Here is a 17,973-nt window from a genome sequence, read left to right on the forward strand (position 1 = left end):
CAATATCTCATCATCATAAGAAATTATAAGATATACTGCGTTATAAAATTTCATATACACACCTTTTCGTCAAAGCGTATTACCCACACTTATTTTTGTTTAATAACTCAGATATCTAATCCCGGATAGCCCCTAAATATTAGGGCATTCATTCAAGCCCATTGCTAATTATCATACTTCCAATTATCCATAAAGTTTCTATTTCACGGATGCTCTCTAGTTTCTTTATACTCATCAATAATATAGTAGCCTGCCTCTCATATCCAATTCTCGTTAGTCTTATATCATTAATCCATTGAAAATAATGTGTTAGTTCATGCGCAATAGTAAACAAATATCCTCCCAAAGCGTCATCTTTCCCTCTTTTCTCTAGCTCATCGTAATAATCTCCTGTCGAAATACGAATATACGGCTCATCATTTCGATCAAATGGTTCAAAGAAAGTACCATAGACCAACTCACCATCCATCGCCTTTATTTTATATGAAGATTTCACATAAATAGGTACTCTAATTGGAAAAAAATATTCTCGGCGTATCCATTTACAAAACTCTTTAATCGCTCTTCTCACTTCATGATCAACATCTTTATCGAATTTTACTCGTAGTCCCATGCGATGACTCTTCTCTTCTAGATTATAATATTTCCGCCAATTTGTTAGTATCCAAATATGCATATAATCATCCTAATTATTTTATATTTTTAATACTGTCAGCGTTGTAAAAATTCAAAACACAGTGTAAAAGCTATCACAATTTTATACATAAAATGAAACTTTAATCAGTGATGATCTTACTGCCCGGCAAATAGCAGGATAGGCAGTACAAACACTGCGATAAATCTCTTATATTCTTTTAGCCTTTTTAATGAATCACATAAGAAATACTACAATCAAAATCTCACTTAAAAAACTACATAATAATTAACCATATATTTTTAAAACTTTATAACATACCTCTTCTATAACTTTAGTTTCCATCCTGCCTACTTCTTTCACAATATCTACCTTATAGAGCGAATACATTATTAAAAATAAAAAGAACTATCCCTTCTCTTAAAAATTCAGAGAAAGAATAGTTCTTTTTTCATCCACCTTATTTCTTAAAGTACGTCCAACCTTCTTCTTGGTAAACCTTTTCTTCTTTCATCAACTTACCAAGTGCGCGCTTAAATGCAGCTTTACTCATGTTAAAGCGTTCTTTAATATCTTCTGGATGGCTCTTATCCCAAAACGGCATTGCTCCGCCTCGTTCTTCCATATATGCATAAATTACTGCAGCATCGTCTTCCATTCCTTCTTCTTTACGAGGAAGAAGTGAAATGTTAATTGTACCGTCATCTTTTACGTCAATAATACGGCCCGTTACACGCTGACCGATGCGGACTTGTTCTTTTCTTTCTGTATGGTGTAGGAAAGCACGGAAATGCTCATCCGTTAGTATGAATGAACCAACTTGAAGTGAACGATATACACGTCCGTTTACGTTTTTATTACGCATAGATGGCGTTGCATCTACGATAATTTCTTGCATATCACTGTCTCTCGCTGGAAGAGCAATTAAACGATCACGATTCGTTAATTTTAACGTACAATATAATTCGTCGCCTACTTCTGGCCATACCGGCATATAAATCGGGAACTCATCAGCTGGAATTAGTATATCTTTTGACACACCAATATCAACAAACACACCTAAACTAGGAATAACTTCTACAACCTTTACCCAGTTCCAATCATAAGTTGTAATAATTGGTTCCTTCATTGTTGCTGAAATACGATTTTGGTGATCAAGGTATAAGAATACATCAATCGTATCGCCTTCTTCAATTTCTCCAGCCACTTCGTTTTTATGTAGGAAAATTTCTTCTTCTTCATTCCCAACCATATATCCGATTTCCGTTTCGCGTAAAACAGTTACCTGTTCAATCGATCCTATTTGCAAATACATATTTTTTAATTCCCTTCTATATATATAAAATTATCTTTTTTATCATTCCAAACAAAAGTTAATTATAACATGATTTTTCCTATATTTGTCCAACTGCCCAAAATTCACTATAATAAAATGAGGTTACATGAATATAAGTACGAAAACACTTAAGTCTAGACTCGTTTTCAGCTATACTTTAGTATGTACAGTACATAAAAAGATTAGAAATTTATTTGGAGGTGCTAACTATGGCAAAAGATAGTTCTTTTGACATCGTTTCGAAAGTAGAATTACCTGAAGTAACAAACGCAATTAATATCGCATTAAAAGAAATCCAAAACCGATATGACTTTAAAGGAAGTAAAAGTGATATTAAATTAGAAAAAGAAGTACTTGTTTTAACTTCTGATGACGAGTTTAAATTAGAGCAAGTAAAAGACGTTCTTATCTCTAAACTTGTAAAACGTAACGTTCCAATTAAGAACTTAGATTACGGAAAAGTTGAAGCTGCAACTGGCAACACTGTTCGCCAACGCGCAACACTTCAACAAGGTATCGATAAAGATAACGCGAAAAAAATTAACAACATCATTAAAGAAATGAAATTAAAAGTAAAAACACAAGTACAAGATGATCAAGTACGTGTTACAGCAAAAAGCCGTGATGACTTACAAGCAGTAATCGCAGCTGTTCGTAGCGCTGATTTACCAATCGACGTACAGTTCATTAACTACCGCTAAAAAGAAAACTCCTCTTAATTAGAGGAGTTTTCTTTTTTGTCTTGTAGAGACAATATTACGAGAACAAACTATAGAAAAAGGTATATGCGGTGAAAATCGCTAAGTGAACAGGGTCTAACCATACGCATACTTTACAAGTGACCGTATGATTAAACTAGGCCTTATTGTAGAATTTGTTTTATACATGTATTTAGCAGACCTTATTGAAAATAAGAAAAAGACACCTCAAGACGTTTCCCCCTTCGATTTGAATTACTTTTCTTAGTAACTACACCCTAGACCAAAGTCATCTTAAAAATCGCTGCAACTCATAATTCCCCCCCGCCAAAACGTAACAATTTATGAGTATAAGAATATTTCCCAACCTTTAATGTATTGTAAAATTAATAAGGAACTTAAAAAATGTTAATTAAAAAAGAGTTAGAAGTGGTTATATGAAGAAATTAATACTATGGTTTTTATTGGCCACATTCTCCCTAAATACTGTAGGATGTTCTAATAATGCGAATTCACTAACGGATAAGTCTAACTGTATCAACAAAGCTTGGTACAAAAAAACTATGTCATGTAATCATTTAAAAAAACATTAAATAGTTAATGATAAAAGTCATAAAAAAAGACACCTCAAAGCGCCTTCCTCCGACTTGAACCATCTTAATTTCAATCATATTTGGATGGAGTTAAAAAGAAGCATAAATTTTTAATAAAGATGCAACTATTGTTTATTTCAAAGGCCTTTCTCTATCCGTATGGACACAAAAACAGGTTAGGAAGATGGCTTTTTCTCCCTAACCTGAAATCCCCCTCTCATTAGAGAAGTTTTCATTCTCACATCGTTCCTCTTAAGAAATTTCATATCAACAGAATAAATACTATCGCGCCACCGAACAAACTTACATATACAATAAGAAGACATGAACATAGAGCCAGCAACTTCTCATCTACGCTTCCTTTTAACTGCAATTAAAAACGAAATAAATAATACATTCACCCCAACGATTAAGGAGATAAATAACCAATTCACACCTGTTTCTCCTTTAACTTTATACACGTTTGATTCTTCACGCTTTAAAACGAGATAAAATTTTCCGTTTTCCTCTCTTATAATTTCATCCTGCAACAATCCTCTTAACTCTTGTTTTTCACCAATTACACTTGCAGGTAAGGAGACTTTTTGTGTTTCTTTCGTATTATTAATTGCTACTAAAGTTACTTCATCTTTATATTTTCGTTTTAGTATGCTCATCCCGCTCTTATCATACAGAAGCTCAAACGTACCGCGTCGTAAAGACGGTCTCGCTTGCCTAAGTTCACCTAGTTTTGCTATGTGTTGCATAAACTTTTCGTCTGACTTAAAATCCATTAATCGTCTATTATCGGGTACACTTCCTCCATCTAATGCAATTTCAGTTCCGTAATAAAAATTCGGAATTCCAGGTGATGTTAACAAATAAGTAAGCGCCAGTTTTAAACGTGATGGCGGATAATACATATTTTCTTTTGCAATACGCGCATATCTTTTTGTTTCTTGATTATCTAAGAACGTAACAAATTCTCCTTCTTTTTTACTCACATCGTATAACGATTTCACCGATACATCTGCTTTAGAAAACGATTCTACTATTTTTTCGTTGTATTCGCTATCCTCCTTTGTCATAATACGAAAATCTTTCTTTATCACTTGCATATCTTTTTGCGCGTTATCCCAAAAGGAACGCGGCTTTTTTTCACTATGTATAACATAACTTCCGTCTAAATCAACTTCTTTTATCCACCATTTCATTGCGTCAATTACCTGTCGTTCGTTTTCTCCAAGCGGAAATTGAAATACAACTTTCATTCCTTTTGCATGAACTTCTTTTACAAGTTCTTTCACATCATTGTCTGTCCCGAAATGTTCATTTACCTTTTTAAAATTTCGCACGTCTAATCCATCGTACTTTCCACTTTCAAAAAGCGGCGAAAGCATAACGGTAGTAAAACCCATTTCTTTTATGTAATCCAACCTTTTTATAATTCCTCTTATATCCCCTCCTTGATACCCTTCTAAATTACCAACTTCTAACTGTTTGTCATTTTTCGGTTCTCCATTATTGAAGCGATCAATCATAATGGAGTATATAACTTCATCTTTCCACTCTCTTTTTTCGTCTGCAAAAGTATGTATTGGTACAAACAAAACAACAGCTAAGCAAAAACAAATGAATAGTTTCCTAGTCCGTATTTTTCCCACACGCATCCCCCAAGCTTTTTAATTGTAAGAATATTATACCAATTATCCGAATGAAACGCATATGTCGATTTTAATCCTCACAAAATAATTCATGTTAGGTTTCATGACATCATGTATATAATTTTCTGAATTTTTAGTTGATTTTTAGTTTAATTTCGAATATGATATGAAACATAACAAAACGATGTTGTTTTTTCTAACATCATAGGAGGAGAGCTCATGAATATGGGGGATACAGTTTTTATGTTTGTGACGACAGTAATGGTCATGTTGATGACACCAGGATTGGCACTTTTTTATGGAGGTATGGTTCGCAGCAAAAATGTACTCAGTACAACGATGCATAGTTATAGTGCAATGGCTATCGTTTCGATTCAATGGATTGTTATCGGCTATTCTTTATCATTCGGACCAGATTGGCACGGGCTTATCGGTACACTTGATTGGTTCGGTCTAAACGGAGTTACCTACGCACCAAATCCAGACTACTCATCTACTATTCCTCACAATTTATTCATGATGTTTCAACTCATGTTCGCCATTTTAACTCCAGCTTTAATTTCAGGTGCATTTGCTGAAAGAATGCGATTTTCTGCCTTTCTTATTTTTATCCTTCTATGGACAACGATCGTTTACAATCCTGTCGCTCATTGGGTATGGGGCGTCGGCGGTTGGCTAAGGGAACTTGGTGCACTAGACTTCGCTGGCGGAAACGTCGTTCACATCACTTCCGGAGTTGCTGGTCTTGTATTAGCTATTTTCCTTGGAAAACGAAAAAACATAAATGGTTCTTCTCCTCATCATTTGCCATTTACAATGTTAGGCGCAGGCTTATTATGGTTTGGCTGGTTCGGTTTTAACGTCGGAAGCGCATTATCTTTAAATGATGTAGCTTTAACTGCATTTATTAATACAAATATAGCCGCTGCTGCCTCAGCATTAACTTGGATGCTTTCAGAGTGGTTCTTCCAATCAAAACCGACTGCGATGGGAGCTGCTTGCGGAGTTGTTTCTGGTCTAGTCGCTATTACACCAGCTTGCGGGTTCGTTACACCTTTCTCAGCTCTTTTTATCGGAGCAATTGGTGGTATATTATGCTTTGGCGCCGTTTTCTTCTTAAAAACAAAATTCGGTTATGACGATACACTTGATGCCTTTGGATGCCACGGCATCGGAGGAACTTGGGGCGGTATTGCAACAGGACTATTTGCAACTACTGCCGTAAACGGCGATGGCGCTAACGGATTATTTTACGGAAACGCCTCGCTGCTGTTGAAACAACTTGTAGCGATCGGCGCAACATATGCGTTCACAATTATAATGACGTATGCCATTATTAAAGCAATCAACTTCTTCCTCCCTGTCCGGGTAGATGAGCACGAGGAACATATGGGACTTGATATTTCGATGCATGGTGAGAAAGCTTATGAACATGCAGAGCGAGCAAACTAAAAAAGAGATGCAATCTATTAGTAATAGATTGCATCTCTTTTTTGCGCACCGGGCAACATACCCCACCTAGTATAACCGGAAATATATTAACGGTTTTTTGGATATATCAACGATTTTTCAAATATATCGATTGTTTCTTTCAATATATCAACGGTTCGACACAACATATCGATTTACCAACAAATTCCGGCATGTTTTACATGCGAAATACCCCACATAACTTTATACAAAAAAGACGACCGAAGCCCGGTCGTCTTTTCCTATTTATTTCGGAGCATTTCCTACATATTGCGTAATATCAACATTTAATGCCTGCGCTAAACGCATACCGTATTCTTGATCTGCACGGAAGAAGTTACAAACAGCTAATAATTTTGTGCGTTCATTTACGTCTTTTAGATCATTTGTTAAGTTTGCAATTAAGTTATCTTGCTCTTCTTTAGAGAACGAACGGTAACGCTCACCTGCTTGTTTGAAGTCATTTGGTTTCTCAATTTTTTCACGAGATACATAGCCTTCTACTTTCATAGTTGAATCGCGGTAAGCTTTGTCTTCAACTGGATTCTCTGCATGACGACTCGGTTCGTAGTTGATTGTAGATGGGTTTTGATTCACTTGCATCGCACCATCACGTTGTTGATTCTGAACAGCTGCGTATGGGCAGTTTACAGGAATTTGTAAGTAATTTGCACCAAGACGATAACGCTGTGTATCTGGGTAAGAGAATAAACGACCTTGTAATAATTTATCTTCCGATGGCTCAATACCATTTACAGTTGCACTTGGAGAGAACGCTACTTGCTCTACTTCTGCAAAGAAGTTTTTCGGATTACGATTTAACGTCATTGTCCCTACTTCCATTAATGGGAAGCGATCTTCTGGCCATACTTTCGTTGGATCTAGTGGATCAAAGTCTAAAGAGTCCATTTCATCTAATTGCATAACTTGTACGTGTAAATCCCATTTTGGGTAATTTCCTTTTTCGATTGCATCGAACAAGTCACGAGTTGCATGATTGAAGTCTTTCCCTTGTACTTCTTGCACTTCTTTCGCATTTAAGTTACGTACACCTTGCTGTGGTTTCCAGTGGTATTTAATATAAACAATTTTGCCTTCTTCATTAATCCATTTAAATGAATGGACGCCGAAACCTTCCATTTCACGATAGCTTGCTGGTGTACCGTAATCAGAAAATACCCATGTCATCATATGTGTAGATTCTGGACTTAACGTCATGAAATCCCAATAACGATCTGGCGTTTGAATATTCGTATCAGGTGCTGGTTTTAAGGAATGTACCATATCAGGGAATTTAATTGCATCACGAATGAAGAAAACTGGTAAATGATTACCTACGATATCGTAGTTTCCTTCTTCTGTATAAAATTTAACAGCAAACCCACGTGGGTCACGTGCTGTTTCAGGAGAACCTTGACCATGAATAACCGTTGAAAAACGAACAAATACAGGCGTTTCAGTTCCTTCATTTTGTAAAAATGCTGCTTTCGTATATTGCTTCATACTATTTTTCGTTACGAATACACCGTGAGCACCTGCACCACGTGCATGCACAACACGCTCCGGAATACGTTCACGATCAAAGTGCGCAAGTTTTTCTACTAAATGATAGTCTTCTAATAATACTGGTCCACGACGACCAGCTGTACGAGAATTTTGGTTGTCTCCAACTGGAGCACCTTGGTTTGTTGTTAAGCGATTATTTGGATTCATCTAGGGGGATCCTCCTCTTTCTTTCGTAGTAATCATTATTTATTTAAAATTATTATAAATTAATTATTATTCAAAACTAAATCTTTGTCAACTATTTCCTTCACTTTTTTGGAAACAATTTCAGCCAAACAGTCGATAAATGCAGATTGTGCATTCGGCATATTTGGTCTGAAATATTTGGCATTTAATTCATCCGTTACAACTTTACATTCATAATCGTTGTCATATAAAACTTCTAAATGCTCCGCTACAAAACCAACTGGGCAATATACGAAAGATCCGTACCCATGCTCTTCATATAAATCTTTCGTTAAATCTTGCACATCTGGACCAATCCACGGATCTGGAGTATTCCCAGCACTTTGCCAACCGATTGTATAGTTTTGAATATTTGCAGCTTCTGCAATTAAATCTGCCGTATGCTTTAGTTGTTCTACATATGGGTCTCCTGTTGCAATAATTTTTTCTGGCAAACTATGCGCTGAAAAAATTACGACTGCTTTCTCTTTATTATCAATTTCTGTAAACGTCTCTTTTATTTGGTCTGCCCAATACGAAATAAATTTCGGTTCATCATACCATTGTTCAATTGGTTCAATAACAGGACCACCAATTTCTTGCGAAAGACGAATAGCACGGTCATTATACGCTTTAATGCTAAATGTAGAGTAATGTGGCGCTAATACGATACTAATCGCTTGCTCAATCCTATCACGCTTCATTTCTTCTACCGCATCTTCTATAAATGGTGCAATATGTTTTAAACCTAAGTAACAAGTAAATTCATACTCTGTAAATATGTTATTCATTGAATCTGTTAATTTATGCGCCTGTTCTTTCGTAATTTTTGCAAGCGGCGAAATTCCACCAATCGCTTTATAGCGCTCGATTAAATCTTGGAGTGCCTCTTTGGAAGGTTTACGACCGTGGCGAATATGTGTGTAGTACACTTCTACATCATCTAATGATTCTGGCGTTCCATACGCCATTACGAGTAAACCTATTTTTTTCTTTGTCATCTATATAACACCTCAATTTTATAAATGAGAATCTTTTTCAAGAGCATTTGTTTCCAATTATAGCAAACAATAATAAGTACGTAAAGATAATTATTCTAAATAAGTATTTTTTCTAATATGATTTTTAATTTCATTTGACAATTTCTTTAATAAAAAGCGACTTACATAAAAGTAAGTCGCTTTTCCCTTATTCCTTAATATTTACCCCATACTCTTTAAACCAAACGTGAATTTGTGCTAAATGAGCTAAAAGTTGAGGACCTGTCATTAATTGCCCGAACCAAGGTGATTGAAATGCACTGCCGCCAGACTGAATCAATCCGCTCAACTGCTCTTTATCAAATAGTTCGTGTAAAATTGAACCTTTATCTGTTAATAAATCTTGCAGCCATACTGTGACTGCTTTCGTATAGTGCGGATTATGCGTTTTCGGATACGGGCTCTTCTTTCTATATAAGATGTCATGCGGAAGCACATCTTCTAACGCTTTACGTAATAGACCTTTTTCGCGGTTTTTATACATTTTCATTTCCCAAGGAATATTCCACGCATATTCGACAAGACGATGATCTGCAAATGGAACACGTACTTCTAAGCTTGCCCCCATACTCATGCGGTCTTTTCTGTCTAATAATGTTGTCATAAACCATACCATATTTAAATAAAATAATTGGCGTCTTTTTGCTTCTAGCGGACTTTCCCCCTCTAAAATAGGAACTTCTTGAATCGACTCTTCATAACGCCTTTGTACATATTGTTGTAAATTTAATTTATTTCTCCATTCTTTTTTTAGAAGTTGTTCACGCGCTTCTGTAGAACGCATCCATGGAAATGCACTCGATTGTAAATCATCTTCTCTATAAAACCACGGATATCCACCAAATATTTCATCTGCACATTCTCCAGATAAGCCGACGACAAAATCTTGTTTAATTTCGCGGCAAAACCATAATAATGACGAATCGATATCTGCCATACCAGGCAAATCACGAACGAGTACCGCCTCCGTTAAATACTCTGCTAGTTTTTCATTCGAAATGACGCAACGATGATGAGTTATTTGAAACGTCTCTGTCATCAAATTAATAAACGGAGCATCTGAATTTGGCTGAAACGCATTCGCTTTAAAGTATTTGTCATTATCTTCGTAATCAATTGAATACGTGTGTAATTGTCCTTTTCCTGATCTCTCGTATTCTTTCGCCGCAATAGCTGTAATAGCGCTCGAATCTACACCACCTGATAAAAAGGTACATAGTGGTACATCAGAAACAAGCTGTCTTGTAATGGCATCTTGTAGTAAAAAGCGCGTTTTCTCTACTGTTTCTTCAAAAGAGTCTTCATGTTTTTTACTTTCTACATTCCAATATCTCCATATACATAAACCGTTCTTTGAAAATGTCATCGCATGACCTGGACGTAATTCTTTTATACCAGCATAAATACCGTGGCCAGGCGTTCTTGACGGTCCGAGTCCGAATATTTCTGATAACCCTTCTAATGTTACTTCCGCCTTCACATCTGGATGCGACAATATCGCTTTTAACTCCGAACCAAATAGTAAGCGTCCGCTATCATATTTATAAAAAAGTGGCTTTACACCTAATCGATCTCTCGCAATAAATACTTGTTCTTTCTGTTCGTCCCATACTGCAAACGCATATATACCGTTTAAATGATCGACACATTCTTCTTTCCATTCAATATAAGAAGCTAATAATACTTCTGTATCAGAATGACCTTTGAACGTATACCCTCTTCTTAATAATTCCTTTCGAATGTCTTCTGTGTTATAAAGTTCACCGTTATAGCAAATGGCGTAATTCGTTTCATCTTTTAAACAAGTCATCGGCTGTTTACCGCCCTCAGGGTCTACAACGATTAACCGTTTATGCCCAAATGCGACATTTCCTTTAATCCAAACTTTATTATCATCCGGCCCCCGCTTCGCTAACGTCTCAGCCATCTTCGTAACGACATCTCTTTCTCCTTCTAATGAGCGTTTATAATCCACCCATCCTGTAATCCCGCACATATAAATCATCCTTCCATCTTATTTCTTTTCTTGAACGTGCAGTAATCCCCACCCTAAGAGTGCGGATCAAAAAATGAAAAACTTGACGATAACCTACTATCCACATATGGAATAGCATTCTCACTCAGTAAAACATGTTTTATTGTATGCCCACCTATGTCTAGATGTGTCTAGTTATAAAGAACGCACGAACTGTCTATAACAGGAATAACTACTTTTCATAAAGGAGAAATCGTATATGATACAACGTAAACATATTTTATATAACCAGCCCCGTGCTCATACAGTCGGTAATGTAGAATATATAAACAATGAATGGGTATTCTTTGATGATGAAAATGATGAAGCGTTTCTATTAGAAGATATTGCCGAAGATGGGTTTGAAATTTTGCATAATAACAATTGGTTACCAGCCCGTTTCTATGAACAAGATGTATTACAAATCGCCAACGAGCAACACCATTTGCAAAATGGTGAAATGGTACGTATTCGAAAAAAGTTACTTCTTAGCTATAATGAATGGCTCGAGGAATTACCTGACTCTGTCTTCACATTATTAACTGAATCATTGCAATCACTTCACTACTCTTTATATGATTGCATGTATTGTCATAATTATTTATCCTTCTTACCGAAAGAGGAGTCACGCGAAGGAGTAAATATTCTTTTGTTTGATAACGACGAAATGATCTGTACACTGCAGCACCATTTCGTCCGTCATACTACATCAAATAAAAATATGTTCCGTTTTACGAAAGTAAATGGAGAAGAGTTGCATATCGATGCGACATAAAAAATAAAAACCACCTTATCTCCCAAGTCTTTGAGATTATAAGGTGGTTTTATTTTTATTTGAATACGTACCAGCCAAGTGGCAATTTCAGTCCTAAGTATAATACTGCTACTAGCGCAACAATAAATAAGCCCCAAACCGCCCCTGTTGGTTTGTTTTTGCTCATTTTTACAAGAACCATTTCCATTCCGCCGATAACTAAAATACCAGCTAACATTTTCAGGCCGTACCACATGTGCATGCTACCTGTTGCTGTCTTCACAATACTCATGTACAACATGAAGCCTGTCACAATAATGATGATATACATTAGGCGAAGCCCCATATGTACACCCTTACCTTTTCTTCCTGCTGAATAAAGTGAATACGCAACGAAGAATAAAATTAAACCTAACGCCCATGCTGTAATATGCATATGTACCATCGTATCCCTTACCTCCTCTTTTCACACTTTTTCACTCTATATGATAACATGTTCATTTATTTTCAGGAAATGTTTCGCTTTTTTACATTTAAATGATATAATATTTAGAGTATTTACAAACTTCTTGTAATAACAAAAGGGGGAACAATCATGATTCAAACTAAGGATATTATCGAACTTACAGACACATATGGAGCAAATAACTATCACCCACTTCCAATCGTTATTTCTAAAGCAGAAGGTGTTTGGGTAGAAGATCCTGAAGGAAACCGCTATATGGACTTATTAAGTGCATATTCTGCAGTAAACCAAGGTCATCGTCACCCGAAAATTATTAACGCTTTAATTGACCAAGCTAATCGTGTTACGTTAACTTCTCGTGCTTTCCATAGCGATCAATTAGGTCCTTGGTACGAAAAAGTTGCGAAACTAACTAATAAAGAAATGGTACTTCCAATGAATACAGGTGCTGAAGCTGTTGAAACTGCAATTAAAACAGTTCGTCGCTGGGCTTATGATGTGAAGAAAGTAGAAGCAAACCGCGCTGAAATCATCGTTTGTGAAGATAACTTCCACGGACGTACAATGGGTTCTGTTTCTATGTCTTCAAACGAAGAGTACAAGCGTGGATTCGGTCCAATGCTTCCTGGCATCGTTGTAATTCCTTACGGTGATTTAGAAGCGTTAAAAGCTGCAATTACACCAAACACAGCTGCATTCATTTTAGAGCCAATCCAAGGTGAAGCAGGAATTAACATCCCGCCAGCTGGTTACTTAAAAGAAGCTTTTGAAGTATGTAAAAAAGAAAACGTTTTATTTGTAGCAGATGAAATCCAAACTGGCTTAGGCCGTACTGGTAAAGTATTTGCTTGTGACTGGGACAATGTAACTCCTGACATGTACATACTTGGTAAAGCACTTGGCGGCGGCGTATTCCCAATCTCTTGCGTAGCAGCAAACCGCGACATTTTAGGTGTATTTGAGCCAGGTTCTCACGGTTCTACATTCGGTGGTAACCCACTTGCATGTGCTGTGTCTATCGCAGCTCTTGAAGTGTTAGAAGAAGAAAAATTAACAGAGCGTTCTCTTCAATTAGGAGAAAAATTAGTTGGGCAATTAAAAGAGATTGACAACCCAATGATCACTGAAGTTCGCGGTAAAGGTTTATTCATCGGTATCGAATTAAACGAGCCAGCTCGTCCTTACTGTGAACAACTAAAAGCAGCTGGTCTACTATGTAAAGAAACACATGAAAACGTAATTCGTATCGCACCACCTCTAGTAATCTCTGAAGAAGATTTAGAGTGGGCATTCCAAAAAATTAAAGCTGTATTATCGTAATGATAGAGAGGTTGTCCGACATGTTGGGACAACCTCTTTCTTTTTATATTCATTTATATTAAGATGAAATTTTAATTTTCTGTATTTTAAAATCGTAAAGGAGGTGCGATATGCTATTAAGATATGGTAAACATATTAACTATTTAGCTACATCTTTTATTTTAGTTACATTCTTTGGCTTCCTACTTTCCACAACATGGCTTACTCACTACTCAACTCCTACTACATTCACACTACTGAAAGCATCATTTTGGACTGCTGTTATTCTTACTATCATTGGTTTTGGACGAGAAAAAAGCGCACTTACGGTTATACTATTTGGCATTTGCACACTTGCATTCATTGGTCTTTACACTTTTTCCGTTATTGATTACCTCTATAACCCAAGGCCATAAAAAAGAGCTATCTTTTAACAAGATAGCTCTTTTCTTCACTTCACTACATTTCGCAAAGTACCAATTCCTTCTACTGTAATAACCACTTCATCACCAGCATGTAAAAACTTCGGTGGTGTGAAACCTTTTCCGACACCAGCCGGGGTTCCTGTTGCGATAATATCGCCTGGTTCTAAAGTCATTCCTTTACTTATCGTTGAAATAATTTCTTCTATTGAAAAAATCATTTTATTTGTGTTGGAAGTTTGCCTTACTTCTCCATTTACTACCGTTTCAATGTGTAATGCATTCGGCGCATTAACCACCGATTTATGAATTAAATACGGTCCCATCGGACAAAATGTATCGAAGCTTTTCCCAAGGAAAAACTGTTTATGTTTTCTTTGAATGTCTCGAGCTGTTACATCATTGATAATCGTATAACCAAAAACATGCTCAAGCGCTTTTTCTTTTTTAATTTGTTTCCCTCGCTTACCAATAACGATAGCTAATTCTCCTTCGTAATCTAGTTCGTCCGTTGCATGAGGGTGACCATTAATTTGCTCATTTATGCCAATAACTGTTGTTGGTGCTTTCGTAAAGATCATTATATTTTCTGGAATAGACTCTACTCCACCCATTTCTACCGCATGCTCACGATAGTTTTTTCCAACGCACAAAATATTCTTTCTTGGCCTTGGAATCGGTGCTAATATTTTCACCTCTGTTAACGGATAATACGCCGCTTCCCCGTTTTCTTTTGCCCAATTTACAATTTCACATACTTTCTCAAAGCATTCAGTCCCTCTTTCAATACACTCTAACATTGTAATAGGGATTGTAACCTTTTCCCCTTTTTGTCTTTGCGCTTCTCTTAAGTGTAATACCTTTTCTTCTTCTTCATCCACAATACCTACAAATACCTTTTCTTCTTTCTTCGCCGTTACAAAACGCAATATTTCCACTCTCCATCCTAAAACTCATGCCCTTTAATTGTATTCGCATCCTTAAGAAAAAAACCTTCTCATGCACGCTAATTTTTACAATATTCTTCTCATACCCTATTCGTTACCCTTTATCAGTTGGCATAAAATGTAGAAATTTTACTTTTTTTAGCGAATGCATTTCTTTTTTATGAAGTTTTTGTATAATATGTACTACATATATACTAAAAATTTCATTTAGAGATGGAGCCGATTTCAATGTTTGAGCAAGCGATTGAAAAAAAACGTGAAAAAATGATTTATTTTGCTGAACGCTATGGAATGACTTCTCAAAAAACAGTGGATTGTAGCCAAGAACTGGACAGGCTCTTAAATGTAATTTGTCATGTACATACGGATTTACACCCTAATCAAACGTTCAAAACACACACGCAATAATGCGTGTGTTTCTTTTATTTCAAAAAAATACACATTTTATTGGAAACGCCCATACAATAGTAGAAAAGAAAATTTTAAAAACGAAGGGTGTTTTGTATGCCAGCTATGGTCGGACATATTCGTATCGTCAATATTGGATCAAGTGGTATTTTTCATATTGGAGATGTATTTGCGATTAGGCCTATTAGTTACTCACGTGCTTTCGCCGGGGCCGGCTCTTTTAATGTTGGAGATAACGTTTCTGTCTACAATTATCAAAGTGCAACGACTGTCAACGATTCAGATGTCGTCGATCAAGCGATAATTGGTTCAACTTAAAGGGGGCGATTGTATTGAATTTTTACGTAAACCAAAGCATCATCATTAACAGCATTAAAATTGATAGCATTACAACCTCTTCTGTGTTCCAAATTGGTACTGCCGGAAGTATTAAAGCCCTATCTAAATTTTCAAATACGGGCGGATTTACGGAGCCGCTTCGCCCATTACAAGCGAAAGGACAAATTATTTCTATCAAACCATCAACTAGTTCTTCTTAAGACATCCTTGTCATAAATATATAGCAGGAATATTTTTACCCTCCCTATTGAAAAGGAGGTTTCACAAATGAATCAAGATATATATACTTACTTACACCAACTTCAACAAGCTCTTCAAACACAACAAGCAGCCATCCTGAATTTAGAAGATCAAGTGCGCCAACTCCAAGAAGAGCTTAACGAATTAAAAAATCGCCCCTCCTCTTCTGTAGGAAAAGTGGAATACAAATTCGATCAATTAAAAGTCGAAAATTTAAATGGTACTTTAAATATTGGTTTAAACCCATTTTCAGCAAAAGGACAACAAATTGAAGATTTTCAAGTGGATACAGAAACATTGAAGGTAAACCCTGAAACCGAAACAAACCCAGACTTTTATCAAGGTATCCTCCAAGAAATGCATCGATACTTAGATGAAGAAGCATATAATCGTATTCTCCATTTTGAACAAGAAGAGCGAACACCGCTTGATGAAATGTATCGACAAATGATGGTGGATGACATAAAAAAACAGATGGAGCATCGACTCCCTTATTATTTATCACAAGCGCAATCATATGAAGGTATTTCAACAGATCCAGATTATTTACGAGATATCATTATTCAGGCAATGAAACAAGATATTGACAAAGCCTTTCTCTCCTTTATTCAGCACATACCGGGAAATTTCCGAAAGGAGTAAGTATGTATGAACCTTAACGTTGTAAACCGTGAGTTAAAAGTCGGACAGATTAAAATGAACGGTGTATCGTCGTCCGCACTCTTTTTAATTGGAGATGCAAATCTCCTCATTCTATCTTCTATTCTCGATACACCATTTGAAACAGTTACAGAGGGTCCATTTGTACCATTAGTAACAGATGTCCCTCCTACTCCAGGTTAAGGAGACTGAGAAATTATGTTGCATCATGTGTCTATTGTCCAAAATGTCTCTATTATTTCTTTAGGGATTGCTGCTGTATTTCAAGTTGGAGATGCAAACCAAATGGAATTAAAAAGTAGAGCTATTGCCGTCCACCGTGAAATTCCTTTTTATATACGGGGAGAAGGTCGCTTTGATGCTTTTGAAATCTTTACAGATGAACACATTACAATTCCAAAACGAACGACAGATGTAAAATTAAACATTGTAAATGAATGCCCTTTTATTGAAGTGAATAACGTTGAATTACGCACACTTTTAAATTCTGGTTGCTTTCAAATTGGAAATGTTGATTATGGTTTTAATAACTCTCGTATTATACAAATCCGCCAATATATTACGGATGAACCTTCCGCACAATAATTCATATAGTAATTAAAAAGCTTAGTAAAGTAGGTGGATGGTATGCCTTCGGTTGTAGGAAATCTCGTCGTGCAAAACAGTAACGGCTCTTTCAACTTAGGAGATTTTTATAACGTATCTCCGAAAGAAAACACGAAAGCCTATAACGGATCTGGAGCTTCCAATGTTGGGTTTGTCGTGAATACGTTTAACGGTGTTAGTGCAACGAATACATTTGATTCTGATGTGGCAGATCAAGATCAGATTGGAACAGCGTAAAAAAAGTAGGAGATATTCTCCTACTTTTTTCTTTTATCTAATTCAAAATTATTAAAATAAAATTTTAATAAGCAAGAGCTTTACTGTCCACAAATAGTGGTATAAACAAGTAAGTAGTGAAGAGGCACTATTTCATTTTATTTAAATGATAACCCGCTCTCCTCCAAAGCCTTCCTAAGCTTCGGCAAAGACGCAGGTCCCATACCATGCAGTTTTAATATTTCTTTTTCACTATATTTTGAGAGTTCTTCTACAGTTTGAATTCCATGGTGTTCTAATGCCCTTCTTGCTGGCGCTGAAAGAAGAGAGAGAAAACCTTCTTTTGGTTTTCTCTCTTTCTCACAGACTGGGCAAGTTGGACAATCGCTACTTTTATAGTACTCGTGTCCCTGTTCACAAGTTCTTAACGTTTTTTCCGTTACCATTTTCAAGCCCC

The 17,973-nt window shown here is 36.2% G+C and carries 21 protein-coding genes; 12 read left to right on the forward strand and 9 right to left on the reverse strand.

All coding sequences use genetic code 11. The features are described 5' to 3' along the window. Positions 1-148: 148 nt before the first annotated feature. Both GBN78_RS04030 and GBN78_RS04035 read right to left on the reverse strand, forming a co-directional pair. Positions 149-676: a hypothetical protein gene (locus tag GBN78_RS04030; RefSeq protein WP_226798462.1), complete on the reverse strand. Its 528-nt coding sequence runs from the start codon at positions 674-676 to the stop codon at positions 149-151. 418 nt (positions 677-1,094) lie between these two features. Beyond that, positions 1,095-1,949, reverse strand: coding sequence for a CvfB family protein (locus GBN78_RS04035; protein WP_000281260.1), 855 nt, complete (start codon positions 1,947-1,949; stop codon positions 1,095-1,097). 230 nt (positions 1,950-2,179) lie between these two features. On the opposite strand from GBN78_RS04035, the gene GBN78_RS04040 reads away from it, so the two are divergent. Continuing rightward, positions 2,180-2,671 carry a YajQ family cyclic di-GMP-binding protein gene (locus tag GBN78_RS04040; RefSeq protein WP_001040149.1) on the forward strand — a complete coding sequence of 164 codons (492 nt, stop codon included), beginning with the start codon at positions 2,180-2,182 and terminating at the stop codon, positions 2,669-2,671. A gap of 937 nt (positions 2,672-3,608) precedes the next feature. On the opposite strand, the gene GBN78_RS04045 is transcribed toward GBN78_RS04040, so the two are convergent. Then, on the reverse strand, positions 3,609-4,910 hold the full coding sequence (locus GBN78_RS04045; protein WP_226798463.1) for an alpha-amylase family glycosyl hydrolase: 1,302 nt from the start codon (positions 4,908-4,910) through the stop codon (positions 3,609-3,611). 213 nt (positions 4,911-5,123) lie between these two features. On the opposite strand from GBN78_RS04045, the gene GBN78_RS04050 reads away from it, so the two are divergent. Further along, on the forward strand, positions 5,124-6,356 hold the full coding sequence (locus GBN78_RS04050; protein WP_152126979.1) for an ammonium transporter: 1,233 nt from the start codon (positions 5,124-5,126) through the stop codon (positions 6,354-6,356). A gap of 264 nt (positions 6,357-6,620) precedes the next feature. Here the strand turns inward: GBN78_RS04050 and katB are convergent, their stop codons facing one another. The 3 genes from katB to asnB all read right to left on the reverse strand — a co-directional run bounded on the left by katB (position 6,621) and on the right by asnB (position 11,141). Next, complete coding sequence (gene katB / locus GBN78_RS04055) at positions 6,621-8,087, reverse strand: catalase KatB (protein WP_001069181.1); 1,467 nt, start codon at positions 8,085-8,087, stop codon at positions 6,621-6,623. 59 nt (positions 8,088-8,146) lie between these two features. Continuing rightward, the gene (hemH, locus tag GBN78_RS04060) at positions 8,147-9,106 is read right to left on the reverse strand and encodes a ferrochelatase (RefSeq protein WP_152126981.1); all 960 of its coding nucleotides are present in this window, start codon (positions 9,104-9,106) and stop codon (positions 8,147-8,149) included. A 187-nt stretch (positions 9,107-9,293) separates the two neighbouring features. Next, positions 9,294-11,141, reverse strand: coding sequence for an asparagine synthase (glutamine-hydrolyzing) (asnB, locus tag GBN78_RS04065; RefSeq protein ID WP_152126983.1), 1,848 nt, complete (start codon positions 11,139-11,141; stop codon positions 9,294-9,296). Positions 11,142-11,379: 238 nt separating this feature from the next. On the opposite strand from asnB, the gene GBN78_RS04070 reads away from it, so the two are divergent. Beyond that, positions 11,380-11,934 (forward strand): DUF2777 domain-containing protein, encoded by a 555-nt coding sequence (locus tag GBN78_RS04070; RefSeq protein WP_152126985.1) that lies wholly within the window; start codon positions 11,380-11,382, stop codon positions 11,932-11,934. Between the two features lie 55 nt (positions 11,935-11,989). On the opposite strand, the gene GBN78_RS04075 is transcribed toward GBN78_RS04070, so the two are convergent. Beyond that, positions 11,990-12,358 carry a YisL family protein gene (locus tag GBN78_RS04075; RefSeq protein WP_000233495.1) on the reverse strand — a complete coding sequence of 123 codons (369 nt, stop codon included), beginning with the start codon at positions 12,356-12,358 and terminating at the stop codon, positions 11,990-11,992. Between the two features lie 150 nt (positions 12,359-12,508). On the opposite strand from GBN78_RS04075, the gene rocD reads away from it, so the two are divergent. Both rocD and GBN78_RS04085 read left to right on the forward strand, forming a co-directional pair. Continuing rightward, complete coding sequence (gene rocD, locus GBN78_RS04080) at positions 12,509-13,699, forward strand: ornithine aminotransferase (protein ID WP_000616658.1); 1,191 nt, start codon at positions 12,509-12,511, stop codon at positions 13,697-13,699. 110 nt (positions 13,700-13,809) lie between these two features. Continuing rightward, entirely contained in the window at positions 13,810-14,094 is a 285-nt protein-coding gene (locus tag GBN78_RS04085; protein ID WP_000926864.1) for a hypothetical protein, read from the forward strand. A gap of 35 nt (positions 14,095-14,129) precedes the next feature. Here the strand turns inward: GBN78_RS04085 and GBN78_RS04090 are convergent, their stop codons facing one another. Then, positions 14,130-15,029, reverse strand: a complete 900-nt coding sequence (locus tag GBN78_RS04090; protein WP_001213075.1) for a fumarylacetoacetate hydrolase family protein — start codon at positions 15,027-15,029, stop codon at positions 14,130-14,132. Positions 15,030-15,275: 246 nt separating this feature from the next. Between GBN78_RS04090 and GBN78_RS04095 the strand changes: the two genes are divergently transcribed. The 7 genes from GBN78_RS04095 to gerPF all read left to right on the forward strand — a co-directional run bounded on the left by GBN78_RS04095 (position 15,276) and on the right by gerPF (position 17,537). Then, entirely contained in the window at positions 15,276-15,455 is a 180-nt protein-coding gene (locus GBN78_RS04095; RefSeq protein WP_000462841.1) for an aspartyl-phosphate phosphatase Spo0E family protein, read from the forward strand. Positions 15,456-15,551: 96 nt separating this feature from the next. Beyond that, the gene (gerPA, locus tag GBN78_RS04100; protein WP_001111188.1) at positions 15,552-15,773 is read left to right on the forward strand and encodes a spore germination protein GerPA; all 222 of its coding nucleotides are present in this window, start codon (positions 15,552-15,554) and stop codon (positions 15,771-15,773) included. A 14-nt stretch (positions 15,774-15,787) separates the two neighbouring features. Next, the gene (gerPB, locus tag GBN78_RS04105) at positions 15,788-15,994 is read left to right on the forward strand and encodes a spore germination protein GerPB (protein WP_001012508.1); all 207 of its coding nucleotides are present in this window, start codon (positions 15,788-15,790) and stop codon (positions 15,992-15,994) included. Between the two features lie 67 nt (positions 15,995-16,061). Continuing rightward, complete coding sequence (gene gerPC, locus GBN78_RS04110; protein ID WP_001070760.1) at positions 16,062-16,676, forward strand: spore germination protein GerPC; 615 nt, start codon at positions 16,062-16,064, stop codon at positions 16,674-16,676. Between the two features lie 6 nt (positions 16,677-16,682). Beyond that, on the forward strand, positions 16,683-16,877 hold the full coding sequence (gene gerPD / locus GBN78_RS04115) for a spore germination protein GerPD (protein ID WP_001052807.1): 195 nt from the start codon (positions 16,683-16,685) through the stop codon (positions 16,875-16,877). 15 nt (positions 16,878-16,892) lie between these two features. Beyond that, positions 16,893-17,279, forward strand: a complete 387-nt coding sequence (locus tag GBN78_RS04120; protein WP_000902319.1) for a spore germination protein GerPE — start codon at positions 16,893-16,895, stop codon at positions 17,277-17,279. 42 nt (positions 17,280-17,321) lie between these two features. Further along, the gene (gerPF, locus tag GBN78_RS04125; RefSeq protein ID WP_001141566.1) at positions 17,322-17,537 is read left to right on the forward strand and encodes a spore germination protein GerPF; all 216 of its coding nucleotides are present in this window, start codon (positions 17,322-17,324) and stop codon (positions 17,535-17,537) included. Positions 17,538-17,674: 137 nt separating this feature from the next. Here gerPF and GBN78_RS04130 read toward each other — a convergent pair whose 3' ends face one another. After that, positions 17,675-17,962 (reverse strand): RNA polymerase alpha subunit C-terminal domain-containing protein, encoded by a 288-nt coding sequence (locus GBN78_RS04130; protein ID WP_000255726.1) that lies wholly within the window; start codon positions 17,960-17,962, stop codon positions 17,675-17,677. Between the last annotated feature and the right edge of the window lie 11 nt (positions 17,963-17,973).

Source organism: Bacillus sp. B2-WWTP-C-10-Post-4, from assembly GCF_009183805.1.
Taxonomy (GTDB): Bacteria; Bacillota; Bacilli; order Bacillales; family Bacillaceae_G; genus Bacillus_A; species Bacillus_A cereus.

What these genes read in the sequence shown, in the direction of transcription:
- GBN78_RS04050 (WP_152126979.1), top strand. Translation starts at nt 5,124, where the DNA reads ATGAATATGGGGGATACAGTTTTTATGTTTGTGACGACAGTAATGGTC.
- asnB (WP_152126983.1), bottom strand. Translation starts at nt 11,141, where the DNA reads ATGTGCGGGATTACAGGATGGGTGGATTATAAACGCTCATTAGAAGGA.
- gerPF (WP_001141566.1), top strand. Translation starts at nt 17,322, where the DNA reads ATGCCTTCGGTTGTAGGAAATCTCGTCGTGCAAAACAGTAACGGCTCT.
- GBN78_RS04035 (WP_000281260.1), bottom strand. Translation starts at nt 1,949, where the DNA reads ATGTATTTGCAAATAGGATCGATTGAACAGGTAACTGTTTTACGCGAA.
- GBN78_RS04085 (WP_000926864.1), top strand. Translation starts at nt 13,810, where the DNA reads ATGCTATTAAGATATGGTAAACATATTAACTATTTAGCTACATCTTTT.
- GBN78_RS04120 (WP_000902319.1), top strand. Translation starts at nt 16,893, where the DNA reads ATGTTGCATCATGTGTCTATTGTCCAAAATGTCTCTATTATTTCTTTA.
- gerPA (WP_001111188.1), top strand. Translation starts at nt 15,552, where the DNA reads ATGCCAGCTATGGTCGGACATATTCGTATCGTCAATATTGGATCAAGT.
- rocD (WP_000616658.1), top strand. Translation starts at nt 12,509, where the DNA reads ATGATTCAAACTAAGGATATTATCGAACTTACAGACACATATGGAGCA.
- GBN78_RS04075 (WP_000233495.1), bottom strand. Translation starts at nt 12,358, where the DNA reads ATGGTACATATGCATATTACAGCATGGGCGTTAGGTTTAATTTTATTC.
- GBN78_RS04070 (WP_152126985.1), top strand. Translation starts at nt 11,380, where the DNA reads ATGATACAACGTAAACATATTTTATATAACCAGCCCCGTGCTCATACA.
- gerPD (WP_001052807.1), top strand. Translation starts at nt 16,683, where the DNA reads ATGAACCTTAACGTTGTAAACCGTGAGTTAAAAGTCGGACAGATTAAA.
- GBN78_RS04030 (WP_226798462.1), bottom strand. Translation starts at nt 676, where the DNA reads ATGCATATTTGGATACTAACAAATTGGCGGAAATATTATAATCTAGAA.
- GBN78_RS04040 (WP_001040149.1), top strand. Translation starts at nt 2,180, where the DNA reads ATGGCAAAAGATAGTTCTTTTGACATCGTTTCGAAAGTAGAATTACCT.
- GBN78_RS04130 (WP_000255726.1), bottom strand. Translation starts at nt 17,962, where the DNA reads ATGGTAACGGAAAAAACGTTAAGAACTTGTGAACAGGGACACGAGTAC.
- hemH (WP_152126981.1), bottom strand. Translation starts at nt 9,106, where the DNA reads ATGACAAAGAAAAAAATAGGTTTACTCGTAATGGCGTATGGAACGCCA.
- katB (WP_001069181.1), bottom strand. Translation starts at nt 8,087, where the DNA reads ATGAATCCAAATAATCGCTTAACAACAAACCAAGGTGCTCCAGTTGGA.
- GBN78_RS04045 (WP_226798463.1), bottom strand. Translation starts at nt 4,910, where the DNA reads ATGCGTGTGGGAAAAATACGGACTAGGAAACTATTCATTTGTTTTTGC.
- GBN78_RS04095 (WP_000462841.1), top strand. Translation starts at nt 15,276, where the DNA reads ATGTTTGAGCAAGCGATTGAAAAAAAACGTGAAAAAATGATTTATTTT.
- gerPC (WP_001070760.1), top strand. Translation starts at nt 16,062, where the DNA reads ATGAATCAAGATATATATACTTACTTACACCAACTTCAACAAGCTCTT.